Below are 16,152 nucleotides of genomic sequence, written 5' to 3'. Positions count from 1 at the left end.
GCACCGCCGTGTGCGCGGCCCCGCCCGTGAGGGGAATCACCGATCCGCGTAGCGTGTTGTCCCGCAGGTGCAGGGAAAGATCCTCCCCAAGCAGTAGGGTCATTCCTTTGCCGTTCCATTACTCTTGAGCCAAGGCTGCGCAGTGTGGCCATGGAGGAGTGAAATGAGGAGCAGAAACCCGGTCTTCTCGCGACGGGGGTTCAGCCGCGACAACGGCTACGCGGGCTTCAACGCCGCGCCGCAGGCCGGGGGCCCCGCCGTCGCCACCCAGGGCAACCCGTACGCGCAGGGCGGTCCGTACGCCCAGCCCGCCGGCAACCCCTACGCGCAGAACCCTTACGCCCAGCAGGACCTGCAGCACGGCGCGCCGCCGCAGGCACCGGCCACCACCGGCCGGATGACGATGGACGACGTCGTCATCCGCACGGCGAGCACGCTCGGCGTACTCGTGGTGACGGCAGCGCTCGCGTGGGCGCTGCTGCCCGTGGACGACGCCAACATCGGCCGGTCCTACGGCATCGGTATCGGTGCCGCGCTGATCGGCATGGTCCTGGCGCTCGTCCAGTCCTTCAAGCGCAAGGCCTCGCCCGCGCTGATCCTGTCGTACGCGGCGTTCGAGGGTGTCTTCCTCGGCGTCGTCTCCAGCGTCGTCGACAACCGCATCGCCGACGGCGCGGCCATGCAGGCCGTGATCGGCACGATGGCGGTCTTCGCCGGTGTGCTGATCGCGTACAAGGCCGGCTGGATCCGCGTCAACCGCCGCTTCTACGGTTTCGTGATGGCGGCCGCGCTCGGCTTCGTCTTCCTGATGATGGTGAACCTGCTGTTCGCCGTCTTCGGCGGCGGTGACGGCCTCGGCTTCCGCAGCGGCGCGCTCGGTGTGGTCTTCGGCATCGTCGGCATCATCCTCGGCGCCTGCTTCCTGGCCATGGACTTCAAGCAGGTCGAGGACGGCCTGGCCTACGGCGCCCCGCGCGAGGAGGCCTGGCTCGCCGCCTTCGGCCTCACGCTGACGCTGGTCTGGCTGTACCTGGAGTTCCTGCGGCTGATCGCGATCCTGAACAGCAACGACTAGCGACGGCCGGTACGGCGCGCACACGGACGCGACGTGAGAAGGGCCCCGGGCTTGCGCCCGGGGCCCTTCGTCGTCTTCGGGCGGCGCACGCCTAGAGCAGCTTGCGCGCGGCCCTTCTCAGGTCGTATTCGTGGACGATCGCCTTCGCGTGGCCGTACGCGAGGTCGTGTTCGTGACGGAGCCAGCTGACCTTCTCCTCGAAACGGAAGAGGGAGGGGCCGTCCTCGACGGCGCGCAGCCAGTCGGAGATCTCACGACCGGTGCAGTGGGGGATGCGGGCGAGCATGTTGCGGTGGGTCTCCTCGGAGAAGACTTGGGACATCGGCGCCTCCGGGCGAAAGGGGATGTAAGCCGGTCCTTCAGGTCACCGTGCCTGAGCGTTCGCCCGTTGGCAACAGTCCCGGCGGGGCGCGTACGCTCGCGCCGTGGTGGATACGACGCCTTTGACCCGTGCCGTGGACGACTTCGCCGACCGGCTGCGGGCCGCCCCGCAGAGCAGGCTGCAACGCGGGGCCGCCGCCGAGGCACTGGAGCTGGCCAGGGAGCTGGCCCGACGCGCCCAGCTCGCGGAGGAACCGGACGCGGAGCCGCGGGAGATGCCGGACGCGGGGATGTTCGCCGCGGCGGACCAGATCGCCGTCGCCGCGCACGATCTGGCCCTCGTGCTCAGCGACGAGGACCAGGTGGAGGAGGCGGTGGGCCTGGTGGAGGAGGCGCGGAAGCGGGCCGGGGTGTGACCGGCGCCCGGACGCGGCGATCCGGCGTGATCAGAGGGACGCGATGACGCGGTCCGCCAGGATGTAGACGTTCTCCTCGCCGCAGGCGAAGGTCAGCGTGTAGGCGCCGGAGATCCCCGAGCCGCCGAGGAGGTACGGGGTCGTGCCCGCGCTCAGCGCGTCGGCCAGGCGTTCGGCGGTCTCCCGGTGGCCCGGCGTCATGCACAGGGTGGTCCCGTCGGCGAAGACGTACACGTCCAGCGTGCCCAGCGGGCCCGGGCGGACGTCCGCCAGCGCGACGCTCGTCTCGGCCAGCTCCTCCAGGGTGGCGACGGTGCGCTCGTGGTCGTTCACGACCGGCGAGGGGTTCGGTACGAAGTCCGGGTGCGAGGGGTGCCGGCGGCGGGCCGCGGCCAGCTCGGCGGAGTCCCGCGGGCCCGCGTCCAGCGCGGACGGTTCGTCGGAGTCGGCGCCCGGCTCGGCCACCGGCTCCAGGCCCACGAAGTCGGCCTGGCGGGGCAGGAACAGCTCGCTGTCGGACAGGCCGAGCAGCAGGGGCGCGTCGGAGGTGTCCCGCGCGTCCTGGGCGGCCCAGAAGGCCCGCGCCTCGGCGAGTTCCCGCTCGCGCTCCTCGGCGAGGGCGTCCGCGACGGCCGCGCGTATCTCCTCGGCGTCGGCGGTGCGGGCCGCGGGTACACGGCCGCGCGTGGCGGCGGCGCGGCTCTCGGTCAGCTCGCTGTGCAGGGCCGCGACCTGGCGGCGCAGCACCAGCACGGCGCGCAGGACGGCGACGCCCACGGCGCCGGTGGCGGCCGTGGTGAGCAGCAGGGCGATCGGCATGGCGCTCACGGACGTACTCCCGGTTCAAAGTCGACCCCCGACTTCCTACATCAGCTTGAAGGGAGGACTAACCGTCTGTCAGTGCGTAACGTCACGAAACGGACAGGACTTTGGGCCCGGAAGGTGGGGGTGTGGCTGGCCTGACCTGCGTGAATCCACGGGCCGGGAGAGGTAGGTCACATCCTGGGGGAGATTGGGTCACAAAACGACCCAGAACCCTGGGGTGACCGGGGTTCCGGGTCGCGTGTCACGCTGGGTCCCGCGGGTGCTACCGACCGTCCCTCGGTCCGCTCGGTGCGACGGTCAGCTCAGGCGCTCGATGACCATGGCCATGCCCTGGCCGCCGCCGACGCACATGGTCTCCAGACCGAACTGCTTGTCGTGCGTCTGCAGGGAGTTGATCAGCGTGCCGGTGATGCGGGCGCCGGTCATGCCGAAGGGGTGGCCGACGGCGATGGCGCCGCCGTTGACGTTCAGCTTCTCCAGCGGGATGCCGAGGTCGCGGTAGGAGGGGATGACCTGCGCGGCGAAGGCCTCGTTGATCTCGACCAGGTCGATGTCGTCGATGGTCAGCCCGGCGCGGGACAGGGCCTGCTTGCTCGCCTCGACCGGGCCGAGGCCCATGATCTCGGGGGAGAGGCCGGAGACGCCGGTGGAGACGATGCGGGCGAGCGGGGTCAGACCCAGCTCGCGGGCCTTGGTGTCGCTCATGATCACGAGGGCCGCGGCGCCGTCGTTGAGCGGACAGCAGTTGCCGGCGGTGACCAGGCCGTCCGGGCGGAAGACGGGCTTGAGGCCCTGGACGGCCTCCAGGGTGACGCCGGCGCGCGGGCCGTCGTCCTTGGAGACGACGGTGCCGTCGGGCAGCGTGACCGGGGTGATCTCGCGCTCCCAGAAGCCGTTCTTGATGGCTTCCTCGGCGAGGTTCTGCGAGCGGACGCCGAACTCGTCCATGTCCTGCCGGGTGACGCCCTTGGCGCGGGCGAGGTTCTCGGCGGTCTGGCCCATGGCGATGTACGGGTCGGGGACGAGGCCGTCCTCGCGCGGGTCGTGCCAGGTCGTGCCCTCCTGCTGCGCGACCTCCGCGGTACGGGCCTCGGCCTCGGCGAAGAGCGGGTTGCGGGTGTCCGGCAGGCTGTCGGAGTTGCCCTTGGCGAACCGGGAGACCATCTCGACACCGGCCGAGATGAAGACGTCGCCCTCGCCGGCCTTGATGGCGTGCAGGGCCATGCGCGAGGTCTGCAGGGACGAGGAGCAGTACCGGGTGACGGTGCAGCCGGGCAGGTGGTCCATGCCCATCTCGACGGCGACGATGCGGCCGAGGTTGTTGCCCTGCTCGCCGCCGGGCAGGCCGCAGCCGAGCATCAGGTCGTCGATGTCCCTGGGGTCCAGCTCCGGGACCTTGGCGAGGGCGGCCTGGATGATCGTGGCGGCCAGGTCGTCGGGGCGCAGGTCCTTGAGGGAGCCCTTGAAAGCGCGGCCGATGGGGGAGCGGGCGGCTGAGACGATCACGGCTTCGGGCATCACGGCTCCAGTGGCGAGTCGGTACGGAGGACTGGCGGGGCTGGTTGGGAAGTTACCCGGACGTATGGCCTGGGTCACGGGTGCGGGGGTGTGACATGGACCGCAACTTTCTAAGCGCTTGCTTGGGCCTCCGGCGGTCGGGCGGGGGGTGAGGTGTGGGGGGTTGGGGGCTGCTCCCCCCTGGGCTGGGCTCCCCCTGGGCTGGGTCCCCCGGTGCTGGGGTGCTCCCCCTGGGGGCTGCGCCCCCAGACCCCCGCTTCGGCCTGGACGGCCTCGTCCTCAAACGCCGGACGGGCTGGGTGGTGCCGTCCGGCCTCGTCCCGGGGCCGCCGCCCGGCGGTGCTCTGGGGACGCCGGGCGGCGATCTTCCCGGGGGTTGCCGGGCGGCCATTTTTCGGGGTAGCCGGGCGGCGATGTTCCGGGGGGCGCCGGGCGGCCAACTTTCGGGGTCGCCGGGTGGCGATGTTCCGGCGGGTGCCGGGTGGGGGTGCTACCTCGACTGGGCGGACCGTGCCGGTTCCGCCTCCGGCACCCTCCGGCGCCGTCGGCGCTTGAGCAGCGCCCAAGGTCCGCGCGGCCCGGTCGGCATCGCGGCCGCCACCTCCGTGCCCGCCTCGGACGCGGCCTCGGCCGCCGCCCGCGCCACGGGCAGGAAGCCCTCGCGGCGCAGCGCGTCGGGACGCTCCTCATCGGCCGGCCACAGGCCGAGCGCGGCGCACACCGACGGCAGTACCGCCATCGCGGCCGTGGCGTAGCCCTCGGCGGACGGGTGGTAGTTGTCGGGGCCGAACAGCTCCCGCGGGTTCTCCGCGAACTCCGGGCCCAGCAGGTCCCCCAGCGACACGGTGCGCCCGCCCTGCTCCACGACGCCGATGGTCTGCGCCGCCGCGAGCTGCCGTGAGGTCCGCCGCGCCAGCCAGCGCAGCGGCTGCCGCACCCGCTCGATCGTGCCCAGATCCGGGCAGGTGCCGACCACCACCTCCGCGCCCGCCGTGCGCAGTCGCCGTACCGCCCCCGCCAGGTGCCGGACCGACTGGGTCGCCGGCATGCGGTGGGTGACGTCGTTCGCCCCGATCATGATCACGCAGATGTCGGGGGTCCGCCCCGGGTCCGCGAGGACCAGCGCCACCTGCCGGTCCAGATCGTCCGAACACGCCCCCGGCGCCGCGACGGAACGCAGCTCCACCGGCCGCTCCGCCACCGCCGCCAGCCCCGACGCCAGCAGCGCCCCCGGCGTCTGCCCGGCCCGGTGCACGCCCTGCCCGGCCGCCGTGGAGTCGCCCAGCATCATGAGCCGCAGGGGCGGCTCCCCGGCCGTGGGCAGGGTGTGGCCGTAGAGCCCCTCCGCGTTCGGCACCCGGTCGGGCGTGCCGATGCCCACCCGGCGCCTGGCCAGCTGCACCTCCGCCAGCAGCAGACCGACCGTGGCCGCGCCGGCCAGCCCGATGCCGCCACCGCCGTACGCCGCCCCGGCCGCGATCCTCTTGGCCACCCGCGCCCTCGACATGCTTGTCATGCGTCGCCGCCACCTCCTCCAACCCGTACACCCACTGCTTGCCCCGTACCGACGGTCGCCCAATCTCAACGGGGAGTGAACGACCGTCACGGGGCATCACCGGGTCGGCAGGCCATAGGCTGGCGGGACCGATAACGACCACACCTTTTGCAGCATCCGGAGACCACGGTGCATTTCCACGACTCGATGATCAGCCTCGTCGGCAACACCCCGCTGGTGCGGCTCAACAGCGTGACCAAGGGCATCAGGGCGACCGTCCTGGCCAAGGTGGAGTACTTCAACCCGGGCGGCTCGGTGAAGGACCGCATCGCCCTGCGCATGATCGAGGCCGCAGAGAAGAGCGGAGAGCTGCGGCCCGGCGGCACCATCGTGGAGCCGACCAGCGGCAACACGGGCGTGGGCCTCGCGATCGTGGCGCAGCAGAAGGGCTACAAGTGCATCTTCGTCTGCCCTGACAAGGTGTCCACCGACAAGATCAACGTGCTGCGCGCGTACGGCGCCGAGGTGGTCGTGTGCCCGACGGCGGTCGACCCCGAGCACCCGGACTCCTACTACAACGTCTCCGACCGGCTGGTCCGCGAGACGCCGGGCGCCTGGAAGCCGGACCAGTACTCCAACCCGCACAACCCGCTCTCCCACTACCACTCCACCGGCCCCGAGCTGTGGGAGCAGACGGAGGGGAAGATCACCCACTTCGTCACCGGCGTCGGCACCGGAGGCACCATCTCCGGCACCGGGCGCTACCTCAAGGAGGCCAGTGACGGCGCGGTGAAGGTGATCGGCGCCGACCCCGAGGGCTCGGTCTACTCGGGCGGCTCCGGCCGGCCGTACCTCGTCGAGGGCGTCGGCGAGGACTTCTGGCCGACCGCCTACGACCGCGAGGTCGCGGACGAGATCGTCGCCGTCTCCGACAAGGACTCCTTCCAGATGACCCGCCGTCTCGCCAAGGAGGAGGGCCTGCTGGTGGGCGGCTCCTGCGGCATGGCGGTCGTCGCGGCGCTGGAGGTGGCCGAGCGGCTCGGCGAGGACGACGTGGTCGTCGTCCTCCTGCCGGACAGCGGGCGCGGTTACCTCAGCAAGATCTTCAACGACGAGTGGATGGCCGACTACGGCTTCCTGGAGGACGCCGGCCCCAGCGCCCGCGTCGCCGAGGTCCTGAACCACAAGGAGGGCGGCCACATCCCCTCCCTCGTCCACATGCACCCGGACGAGACCGTCGGCGAGGCCATCGAGGTGCTGCGGGAGTACGGCGTCTCGCAGATGCCGATCGTCAAGCCCGGCGCCGGTCACCCGGACGTGATGGCCGCCGAGGTCGTCGGCTCGGTCGTGGAGCGCGAGCTGCTGGACGCCCTGTTCACCAAGCGGGCCTCGCTGGAGGACCCGCTGGAGAAGCACATGTCGGCCCCGCTGCCGCAGGTCGGTTCCGGCGAGCCGGTCGCGGACCTGATGGCGGTGCTCGGCGCGGCCGACGCGGCGATCGTCCTCGTCGAGGGCAGGCCGACCGGTGTGGTGAGCCGTCAGGACCTGCTGTCCTTCCTCGCCGGCAGCGGGAAGTAGCGGCACCGGCCGGGCCCGTGATGATCTCCGTGGACCACGCGGAAGCGGACTTCGCGGAAGTGGTACGTGCACGTCATGTGCGCGCAGCACACGCTTAACACGGGCCCGGCACAGTTGTCGTTGTCGGCGTCGAGGACCTTCCGGAGCGGCTCCCGGACTTCCAAGGACGCCACGGACGCGCCGCCCCGGCCGTGAGGCCCGGAACCGAGCGCGTCCCCCGCGGGGACCGCCGTCGTCCCGCCCCCCAGCGATGGGGGTGCGGCGGTCCCCGCGCAGTCTTCTCCCCGTCCTCCCGGACCCGCCGTCGGCCCGGGGCTGCGGCTCTCAGTCCTCCCAGGCGTCGTCCTTGCCGGAGCGGCGTCGTGTGAAGAGGCCGGGGGTGGTCCGGGCGGCCTGGACGACGTTGACCCCGACGATGCCGGCCCAGGCGACCAGCAGTCCCGGGAGGTCCGCGACGCCGCCGCCGATCGCGGACAGCGGGACCGCCAGGACCAGCGAGACGATGCCGAAGCCGAAGCGTTCGCCGAAGGAGTCCGTGGTCCTCGGCGACCGGCTGTCGCGGGCCGCCGTCATCTGCTGCTCGGCGATCTGCCGGCGCACCCTGCGCTCCACCGCCGAGTCGATGCGCTGGTCGACCTTCTCCAGGAACGAGTCCACCAGCGCCGACTCGTACTCCTCACCGAGTTCCCTGCGGGTCTGCAGGGTGGCGTCGAGTTCCTTCTTGAGGTCGGTGTCCCGCCCGTCCATTCCCGTCATGCCGCCCACGGTAGACAGCCGGGGCGGCGCGGGCACTGGGGGTAACCCCCCGTTTCCGCCGGGGGGAGACCGGTGGCCGGCCGGGCCCGGGCCGGGCCGGGCCGGACCGGGCTGGGCCGGGGAGACCGAGGGGGCGCTCGGCGTCGTGTGTCCCGCCGCCTCGCTGTATAACGGTATGCAGAAATTGAGGCAGGTGAATAGGCCGAGGGGGACAGTGATGAGCGGGACCGGCCGGACCGGCGGAGCCGGCGGACTGGGTGCGGCCGGTGCGGCCGGTGGGGCCGGTGGGGCCCGTGAGGCCGGTGCGGCCGGTGGGGGCGACAGTCCGGCCGCGCGGCTGCAGGCACTGTTCGAGGGGCACCGTCTGACGCCGACCCAGCGGCGCATCGCGCACAGCATGGTGCGGCGCGCCGCCGACGTGCCCTTCCTGTCCAGCGTGGAGCTGGCCGAGCTGGCCGGGGTCAGCCAGCCGTCCGTGACCCGCTTCGCCGTCGCCCTCGGCTTCGACGGCTATCCGGCGCTGCGCCGCCACCTGCGCGAGGTCGCGCCCGCCGAACCGGCGACGGACACCGGGTCCCGCAACGAGTACCAGCAGGCCGTGGCGGCCGAGATCGAGAACCTGCGGCATCTGGCCGAGGTGCTGGCCGACCCCGGGCCGGTGCGGGAGGCGGGCCGGACGCTCGCCGGGAGCCGCCCCCTGCCCGTCCTCGGACTGCGGGCGGCGGCGGCCCAGGCGCACGGCTTCGCCTACTTCGCCGCCAAGGTCCACCCGGACGTCCGGCTGCTGGACGAGGGCGGCACGATGCTCCGCGACCGCGTCGACGCCGCGGTCCGGGCCGGGGCGACGGCCCTGCTCTGCTTCGCCCTGCCCCGCCATCCGCGCGAGGTCGTCGACGCGCTCGCCCACGCCAAGGAGGCCGGGCTCACCGTCGTGACCGTCGCCGACTCCGCCTTCGCGCCGGTCGCCAAGGTGTCCGACCTGCTGCTGCCCGCCGCCGTCGGCACCGGCCTCGCCTTCGACACCGCCTGCGCGCCGATGCTGCTGGGGCGGATGCTGCTGGAGGCCATGTGCGACGACCTGCCGGACGCCCAGGCCAGGCTGGAGGAGTTCGACACGAAGGCGGCGGCGCGAGGGCTCTTCGTGGAGTGACGGCGGGCCGGCGGCACCGGCGGCCGCGTTCTCAGACTCGTCTCACCTTCCCCCGCTAACCTGCGGCACCGCACACCCTTCAGACGCATCGCGGGAAGCGAGAACGGGACAGGAGGCCGGACGTGGCGCGCGGAGGACAGGGGCTGGTTCGGGTCGCCGTCGTCGTACGGGCGGGGGCGGCACCACTGTGGTGGCTGGGCGTGTTCGCGGCGGGCATCGGGGCGCTGGTGCCGGGGCTGACCGGGCGCCGGATCGGCGTCCTGGCCGGTGCCGCGCTGTTCATCGTCGCGACGGCCGTCGTGGCGTGCGTGCGCCGGAGGCGGTACACCGCCCTGGCCCGGTCGGCCGCCCGCGCGGGCAAGCACGACGTGCTCCAGGACCGCGCGGTGACCGTGCGCAACTGGCGCCGGGGCCACCGCTGGTGGCTGCTCCTCGCCTTCGTCGCCGCCCTGGGCAGCGCCTTCGCGGTCCCCGCCGCGGCCGGACTGCTCATGGCCGGCTGCGGCGCGGGTCTCTGGCTGAAGTCCGCCTGGATCGGCCGTCGCGAACAGGCCGAGAACGCTCTGCTGTGGGTCCGCGTGGACTGGCTCGCCCGCAACGCCGGCCGGCCGGCGTCCAAGACCGTGAAGGCGTACCGCAGCACCGGCATCGCGGCGGGTGACGCGGCTCCGGGCGGCGCGCGTCGCAAGACGCCCGCCCTGGTCTGACCGAGCGCCGCCGCGCCGGTCCACCCGAGGGCACCCCGGCGGCAGCACCGCACCCGCGGGCCTGGGCGGCAGCACCGCACCCGAGGGCCTCGGCGGCAGCGCTGCCCCCGGGGGCCTGGGCGGCAGCGCCGCCCCCGGGGACGCGGGGCGGCGACGCGGGCACGGCCATCGCGGGGGCCGTCGGCCGCCTAGGAGCCGCCGGAATCCCCGTGGCCGGCCAGGTCCGTGGGGCCTCGGTGGCAGCGCTGCCCCCGGGGGGCGCGGGGCGGCGACGCGGGCACGGCCATCGCGGGGGCCGTCGGCCGCCTAGGAGCCGCCGGAATCCCCGTGGCCGGCCAGGTCCGTGGGGCCTCGGCGGCAGCGCCGCCCCCGGGGACGCGGGGCGGCGGCCCGCGCACGGCCGCCGCGAGGGCCGCCGGCCGCCTACGAGCCGGCGGAACCCCCGCGGCCGGCCAGGTCCGTCAGCGCGGCGGCGTGCTCACCTCCCGCCTCGGCGACGATCTCGTCGACCGTCTGGGCCTCCCGGACGGTCGCGAAGGCGACACCGCCGCCCGCGCGCCCCGCGAACCCGTGGACCGCGGGACGGGCGAGCGAGTTGTACGCGTAGTGATGCGCGAAGTAGTACGCCCCCGTGTCCAGCGCCGCCGCGTAGTCCCCCTGCTCCAGCCGCGGCAGGGCGCGTCCGACCGCCAGCAGGTCGCCCGCGAAGCACGCCGGACCCGCCACGTCCTGCACCACGTCCGGACCCTGCTTCGGCAGCCCCTTGCCGTCGTACGCGGCGATCCGCAGCGGCCACGCCCCCGGCGCGTACACCGTCCGCGTCGCGACCTGGACGCCCGCGTGCGTCACCGCGACCGGTCGCCCCCCGGCGCTCTTGGCGTACTCCACGCGCGCCACGACGGCGCCGTGCTCGGCCAGCAGGGACCGCCCGAACTCGGTGACCAGCCCGTACCGGCCGTCGAACAGCCCCGGCACCGCCTCGCGCAGCACGCGCGCGTAGTCGGCGAACGTCGGTGTCGTCTCGTCGGACGCGAAGTTCACCGGCAGGCCGCCGCCGATGTCGAGCGTGTCGACCTGCCGGCGTCCGGCCCGCTCGTTGATCTCCTCGGCGAGCGCGTACGTCTCCGCCACGCCCTCGGCCATCAGGGAGAGCGGAATGCCCTGGGACCCGGTGTGCGCGTGCAGCCGGGTCAGCCACGGCCTGTCCAGGTACGCCCGCACCACCCACTCGCGCGCTCCCTCGTCGCGCAGCGCCACCCCGAACTTGGAAGTCGCCGTCGCCGTCGACAGGGCCTCGATGGACCCCCCGCCGATCTGCGGGTTGACCCGGATGCCGAGCGGGGAGGCGCTCGTGCCCTCGGCCATCAGCGCGTCGACGCGCTCCAGTTCCTGCGGGTTGTCCGCGTTGACCGCGACGCCCAGCGTGAGCGCCTCCCGCAGCTCGTCCGGCGTCTTGGCGGGGGAGTCCAGCACCGTCCGCTCCGGCGGTACCCCCGCCGCCCGCGCCAGCGCCAGCTCACCCGGGCTCGCGACCTCCGCCCCGATACCCTCCTCGTGCAGCAGCCGCACCACCGGGACCAGCGGGGACGCCTTCACCGCGAAGGCGTGCAGCACGGGCGTCCCGGGCGCCGTCACCGCCTCGAACGCCGCTCGCAGCGCCGCCGCCGACTCCCGGATCCCGGTGACGTCCAGCAGCCCGACGATCGGCGTACCGGGTCCGAGCAGACCCTGCTCCACGGCCGCCCGCACCGCCTCGTCCCGCCGAGCCGCCCGCCGTGCGCCGATCCCGCCGGGGCCGCCGCTCATGCCCGTGCCACCGCTCATGCCCGTGCCGTCGCCCACGCGATCCTCCGTCCCTCGCTGCCTGCCCGTGCGCACCCCTGCCCGCCCGCGCGCACCCCTGGCTGCCTGCCCATCCCATCGAGCCACACACCCGTGGCGCCTCGGCACCGGGACACGAGACGTATTGACTAGTTCTATTCACGAAGCGAGGATATGAATATCCGCAGTAACAATCCGCCGGGAGCAAGCCACCAGGAGGCAGACCATGTCCGGACCCCGTCCTGTCCGAGCGCCGCGCGGGACCACGCCGAGCGCCCTGGGCTGGCAGCAGGAGGCCGCCCTGCGGATGCTGCAGAACAACCTCGACCCCGAGGTCGCCGAGCACCCCGACAAGCTCGTCGTCTACGGCGGGACGGGCAAGGCGGCCCGCGACTGGCGCTCCTTCGACGCCATGGTCCGCACGCTGAGGACCCTCAAGCAGGACGAGACGATGCTCGTCCAGTCGGGCCGCCCGGTCGGCGTCATGCAGACCCACGAGTGGGCCCCGCGCGTCCTGATCGCCAACTCCAACCTCGTCGGCGACTGGGCCACCTGGGAGGAGTTCCGCCGCCTGGAGGCCCTCGGCCTGACCATGTACGGGCAGATGACGGCGGGCTCCTGGATCTACATCGGCACCCAGGGCATCCTCCAGGGCACCTACGAGACCTTCGCCGCCGTCGCCGCCAAGAAGTTCGGCGGAACCCTCGCCGGGACCATCACCCTCACGGCCGGACTCGGCGGCATGGGCGGCGCCCAGCCCCTCGCCGTCACGATGAACGACGGCGTCGCCCTGTGCATCGACTGCGACCCCCGCGCCATCGACCGCCGCATCGAGCACCGCTACCTCGACGTGAAGGCCGACTCCCTCGACCACGCCCTCCAGCTGGCCACCGAGGCCCGCGACCGGCGTCAGCCGCTGTCCATCGGCGTCCTCGGCAACGCCGCCGACCTGGTCCCGCGGCTGCTCGCCATGGGCGCCCCCATCGACATCGTGACCGACCAGACCTCGGCCCACGACCCCCTCGCCTACCTGCCCACCGGCCTCGCCTTCGAGGACATGGCCGACGCCGCCGCCAAGGACCCGGCCGGCTTCACCACCCGGGCCCGCGAGTCCATGGCCCGGCACGTCGAGGCGATGGTCGGCTTCCAGGACGCCGGCGCCGAGGTCTTCGACTACGGCAACTCCCTCCGCGGCGAGGCCCGGCTCGCCGGATACGACCGGGCGTTCGCCTTCCCCGGCTTCGTCCCCGCCTACATCCGCCCCCTCTTCTGCGAGGGCAAGGGCCCCTTCCGCTGGGCGGCCCTGTCCGGCGAGGCCTCCGACATCGCCAAGACCGACAAGGCGATCCTCGAGCTCTTCCCGGAGAACGAGTCCCTGGCCCGCTGGATCAAGATGGCCGGCGAACGCGTCCACTTCCAGGGACTGCCCGCCCGCATCTGCTGGCTCGGCTACGGCGAGCGCGACAAGGCCGGTGAGCGGTTCAACGACATGGTCGCGAGCGGTGAGCTGGCCGCGCCCGTCGTCATCGGCCGCGACCACCTGGACTGCGGCTCCGTCGCCTCTCCGTACCGCGAGACCGAGGCCATGCTCGACGGCTCCGACGCCATCGCCGACTGGCCGCTGCTCAACGCCATGGTCAACGTGGCCTCCGGCGCCTCCTGGGTCTCCCTCCACCACGGCGGCGGCGTCGGCATGGGCCGCTCCCTCCACGCCGGGCAGGTGACGGTCGCCGACGGCACCGCGCTGGCCGGCGAGAAGATCCGCCGGGTCCTGACCAACGACCCCGGCATGGGCGTCATCCGGCACGTCGACGCCGGGTACGACATCGCCGAGTCGGTCGCCGGGGAGCGGGGCGTGCGGGTGCCGATGCGCGAGGGCGACGAGGCGCGCGAGGGTGACGGCGCGTGAGCTTCCACAGCATGTGGGCGGAGCTGCTGCCGGTCGGCCGCGGCTCCGCCTCCGGCGGCTACCGCCGCTTCGCCTGGACCGGCGCCGACGCCGACTGCCGGGCCTGGTTCCGGGAGCAGGCCCGGGCCCGCGGGCTGACCTACGAGACCGACCGCAACGGCAACCAGTGGGCCTGGCACGGCGACCCCGCCGCGGGGAACGCCGTCGTCACCGGCTCCCACCTGGACTCCGTGCCCGACGGCGGCGCCTTCGACGGGCCCCTCGGGGTCGTGTCCGCCTTCGCCGCCCTGGACGAACTGCGCGGCAGAGGAGCGCGGCTCGGCAGGCCGGTGGGCATCGTCAACTTCGGCGACGAGGAGGGCGCCCGCTTCGGCCTCGCCTGCGTCGGCTCCCGGCTCACCGCGGGCGCGCTCACCGTCGAACAGGCCCACCGCCTGACCGACGGGGACGGCATCACCCTCCCGCAGGCCATGGAACAGGCCGGCCACGACCCGGACGCCATCGGCCCCGACCCCGAGCGGCTCTCCCGTATCGGCGCCTTCGTCGAACTCCACGTCGAACAGGGCCGTGCCCTCGACCTGTCCGGCGACCGGATCGGCCTCGCCTCCGCCATCTGGCCGCACGGCCGCTGGCGGTTCGACTTCCGGGGCGAGGCCAACCACGCCGGCACCACCCGGCTCGCCGACCGGCGCGACCCGATGCTGAGCTACGCCGAGACCGTCCTCGCCGCCCGCCGCGAGGCCGAACTCGCCGGTGCCGTCGCCACCTTCGGCAAGATCGCCGTCGAGCCCAACGGCGTCAACGCGATCCCGTCCCTCGTACGCGGCTGGCTCGACTCCCGCGCCGCCGACCAGGAGAGCCTGGACGCCGTGGTCGCCGGCGTCGAGAAGGCCGCCCGCGAGCACGCCGCGGCCCAGGGCGCCGAACTCGACGTGACTCGGGAGTCCTTCACCCCCGTCGTCGAGTTCGACCACGCCCTGCGCGACGAACTCGCCCGCATCCTGGGCACGGACACGGATCTGCGGGTGCCCGTCCTCGGTACCGGCGCCGGACACGACGCCGGGATCCTCTCCGGACGCGTCCCGACCGCCATGCTGTTCGTACGCAACCCCACCGGCGTCTCGCACTCCCCGGCCGAGTACGCCGCCGAGGACGACTGCGTGGCCGGGGTGACCGCACTCGCCGACGTACTGGAAGGGCTGGCCTGCACGTGAGGACCACCGAGCGGACCCGGACGTACTGGCTGGAGCACGCCTGGCTCGGCACCCACGTCGAGCCGGGCGTCGCCGTCGACGTGGGCGACGGCCGCGTCACCGCCGTCCGCACCGGCACCCCCACCCCGCCCCCCGGCGCCGAGATCCTGCGCGGGCTGACCCTGCCCGGCCTCGCGAACGCCCACAGCCACGCCTTCCACCGCGCCCTGCGCGGCACCGTCCAGGTCGGCTCCGGCACCTTCTGGACCTGGCGCGAGGTCATGTACTCCGTCGCCGACCGGCTGACCCCCGAGACGTACCACGCCCTCGCCCGCGCGGTGTACGCCGAGATGGCCCTCGCCGGCATCACCGCCGTCGGCGAGTTCCACTACGTCCACCACGCCCCCGGCGGCACCCCCTACGCCGACCCCAACGCGATGGGCGAGGCGCTGATCGAGGCCGCCGCCGAAGCCGGCATCCGCATCACCCTCCTCGACACGTGCTACCTGTCCTCCGGCTTCGGCCGGCCCCCCGACACCCACCAGCGCCGCTTCTCGGACGGGACGGCGGAGGCCTGGGCGGAACGCTGTTCAGTTCTCAAGGAACGGGATCACGCCCGGATCGGGGCCGCCGTCCACTCCGTACGGGCCGTGCCCGCCGGCCAGTTGGCGACCGTGGCCCGCTGGGCCGAGGAGCGGCGGGCCCCGCTGCACGTCCACCTGTCCGAGCAGACCGCCGAGAACGACGCCTGCCGCACCGCCCACGGGTGCACCCCCACCCGGCTGCTCGCCGACCACGGTGTGCTCGGACCCCGCACCACCGGCGTCCACAACACCCACCTCACCGACGAGGACATCGCCCTGCTCGGCGACAGCCGCACCGGCACCTGCATGTGCCCGACCACGGAGCGGGACCTCGCCGACGGCATCGGACCGGCGGCCGCCCTCCAGCGGGCGGGCTCCCCGCTCTGTCTCGGCTCCGACAGCCACGCCGTCGTCGACCTGCTGGAGGAGGCCCGCGCCATGGAGCTGAACGAGCGCCTGCGCACCCGCACCCGCGGCCACTGGACCGCCGCCGCCCTGCTGCGCGCCGCCACCGCCGACGGGCACGCGGCCCTCGGCTGGGACGACGTGGGCACCATCGAGACCGGGGCCCGCGCCGACCTGACGACCGTCTCCCTCGACTCGGTCAGAACAGCGGGGCCGCTGCCCAGGCTCGGCGCCGAGACGGCCGTATTCGCCGCGACGGCGGCGGACGTACGGCACACCGTCGTGGGCGGGCGGCATGTCGTACGCGACGGGGCGCACACCCTCGTGCCCGACGTGCCCCGGGCCCTCGCGCGGGCCGTCGCCGCCCTGCACGCGTAGCAACCGCCCGCCCCAGCCCCC

Annotated in this window: 14 protein-coding genes; 8 read left to right on the top strand and 6 right to left on the bottom strand. The window is 73.7% G+C overall.

Translation table 11 applies throughout. The features are described 5' to 3' along the window. Positions 1-163: 163 nt before the first annotated feature. The gene (locus SAM23877_RS14775) at positions 164-1,075 is read left to right on the top strand and encodes a Bax inhibitor-1/YccA family protein (protein WP_053132246.1); all 912 of its coding nucleotides are present in this window, start codon (positions 164-166) and stop codon (positions 1,073-1,075) included. A 91-nt stretch (positions 1,076-1,166) separates the two neighbouring features. On the opposite strand, the gene SAM23877_RS14770 is transcribed toward SAM23877_RS14775, so the two are convergent. Further along, positions 1,167-1,397, bottom strand: coding sequence for a DUF4287 domain-containing protein (locus SAM23877_RS14770; protein WP_053132243.1), 231 nt, complete (start codon positions 1,395-1,397; stop codon positions 1,167-1,169). Between the two features lie 103 nt (positions 1,398-1,500). Here SAM23877_RS14770 and SAM23877_RS14765 point away from each other — a divergent pair, with 103 nt between their 5' ends. Further along, positions 1,501-1,812 carry a hypothetical protein gene (locus SAM23877_RS14765; protein WP_174532218.1) on the top strand — a complete coding sequence of 104 codons (312 nt, stop codon included), beginning with the start codon at positions 1,501-1,503 and terminating at the stop codon, positions 1,810-1,812. Positions 1,813-1,842: 30 nt separating this feature from the next. On the opposite strand, the gene SAM23877_RS14760 is transcribed toward SAM23877_RS14765, so the two are convergent. The 3 genes from SAM23877_RS14760 to SAM23877_RS14750 all read right to left on the bottom strand — a co-directional run bounded on the left by SAM23877_RS14760 (position 1,843) and on the right by SAM23877_RS14750 (position 5,671). After that, positions 1,843-2,640, bottom strand: a complete 798-nt coding sequence (locus SAM23877_RS14760) for a hypothetical protein (RefSeq protein ID WP_053132240.1) — start codon at positions 2,638-2,640, stop codon at positions 1,843-1,845. A gap of 294 nt (positions 2,641-2,934) precedes the next feature. Next, entirely contained in the window at positions 2,935-4,155 is a 1,221-nt protein-coding gene (locus SAM23877_RS14755; protein WP_053132238.1) for an acetyl-CoA C-acetyltransferase, read from the bottom strand. Positions 4,156-4,645: 490 nt separating this feature from the next. Then, positions 4,646-5,671: an SGNH/GDSL hydrolase family protein gene (locus SAM23877_RS14750; protein WP_053132235.1), complete on the bottom strand. Its 1,026-nt coding sequence runs from the start codon at positions 5,669-5,671 to the stop codon at positions 4,646-4,648. A 168-nt stretch (positions 5,672-5,839) separates the two neighbouring features. Between SAM23877_RS14750 and SAM23877_RS14745 the strand changes: the two genes are divergently transcribed. Beyond that, on the top strand, positions 5,840-7,228 hold the full coding sequence (locus tag SAM23877_RS14745) for a cystathionine beta-synthase (RefSeq protein WP_053142483.1): 1,389 nt from the start codon (positions 5,840-5,842) through the stop codon (positions 7,226-7,228). Between the two features lie 324 nt (positions 7,229-7,552). On the opposite strand, the gene SAM23877_RS14740 is transcribed toward SAM23877_RS14745, so the two are convergent. Continuing rightward, on the bottom strand, positions 7,553-7,975 hold the full coding sequence (locus SAM23877_RS14740) for a hypothetical protein (protein ID WP_053132232.1): 423 nt from the start codon (positions 7,973-7,975) through the stop codon (positions 7,553-7,555). 226 nt (positions 7,976-8,201) lie between these two features. Between SAM23877_RS14740 and SAM23877_RS14735 the strand changes: the two genes are divergently transcribed. Then, positions 8,202-9,134, top strand: a complete 933-nt coding sequence (locus tag SAM23877_RS14735) for a MurR/RpiR family transcriptional regulator (protein WP_244902941.1) — start codon at positions 8,202-8,204, stop codon at positions 9,132-9,134. Positions 9,135-9,256: 122 nt separating this feature from the next. After that, positions 9,257-9,841: a hypothetical protein gene (locus tag SAM23877_RS14730; RefSeq protein ID WP_053132228.1), complete on the top strand. Its 585-nt coding sequence runs from the start codon at positions 9,257-9,259 to the stop codon at positions 9,839-9,841. Between the two features lie 423 nt (positions 9,842-10,264). On the opposite strand, the gene SAM23877_RS14725 is transcribed toward SAM23877_RS14730, so the two are convergent. Then, entirely contained in the window at positions 10,265-11,665 is a 1,401-nt protein-coding gene (locus SAM23877_RS14725; RefSeq protein WP_053142480.1) for a type III PLP-dependent enzyme domain-containing protein, read from the bottom strand. A gap of 223 nt (positions 11,666-11,888) precedes the next feature. Between SAM23877_RS14725 and hutU the strand changes: the two genes are divergently transcribed. Genes hutU through SAM23877_RS14710 form a run of 3 tightly spaced genes read left to right on the top strand, consistent with a single transcriptional unit; the run spans position 11,889 to position 16,131 of the window. Continuing rightward, entirely contained in the window at positions 11,889-13,571 is a 1,683-nt protein-coding gene (hutU, locus tag SAM23877_RS14720; RefSeq protein ID WP_053132224.1) for a urocanate hydratase, read from the top strand. Next, the gene (locus SAM23877_RS14715; RefSeq protein ID WP_053132222.1) at positions 13,568-14,785 is read left to right on the top strand and encodes an allantoate amidohydrolase; all 1,218 of its coding nucleotides are present in this window, start codon (positions 13,568-13,570) and stop codon (positions 14,783-14,785) included. The genes hutU and SAM23877_RS14715 overlap by 4 nt, the downstream gene beginning before the upstream one ends. Then, a complete protein-coding gene (locus tag SAM23877_RS14710; RefSeq protein WP_053132219.1) occupies positions 14,782-16,131 on the top strand; it encodes a formimidoylglutamate deiminase in 1,350 nt (449 codons plus the stop codon). Before SAM23877_RS14715 ends, SAM23877_RS14710 begins: the two co-directional genes overlap by 4 nt. Positions 16,132-16,152 lie beyond the last annotated feature (21 nt).

The organism is Streptomyces ambofaciens ATCC 23877 (assembly GCF_001267885.1).
In the GTDB taxonomy this organism is placed as follows: domain Bacteria; phylum Actinomycetota; class Actinomycetes; order Streptomycetales; family Streptomycetaceae; genus Streptomyces; species Streptomyces ambofaciens.
The sequence above is the reverse complement of the archived record's forward strand: the minus strand, read 5'-3'. Positions and strand labels throughout refer to the sequence as shown.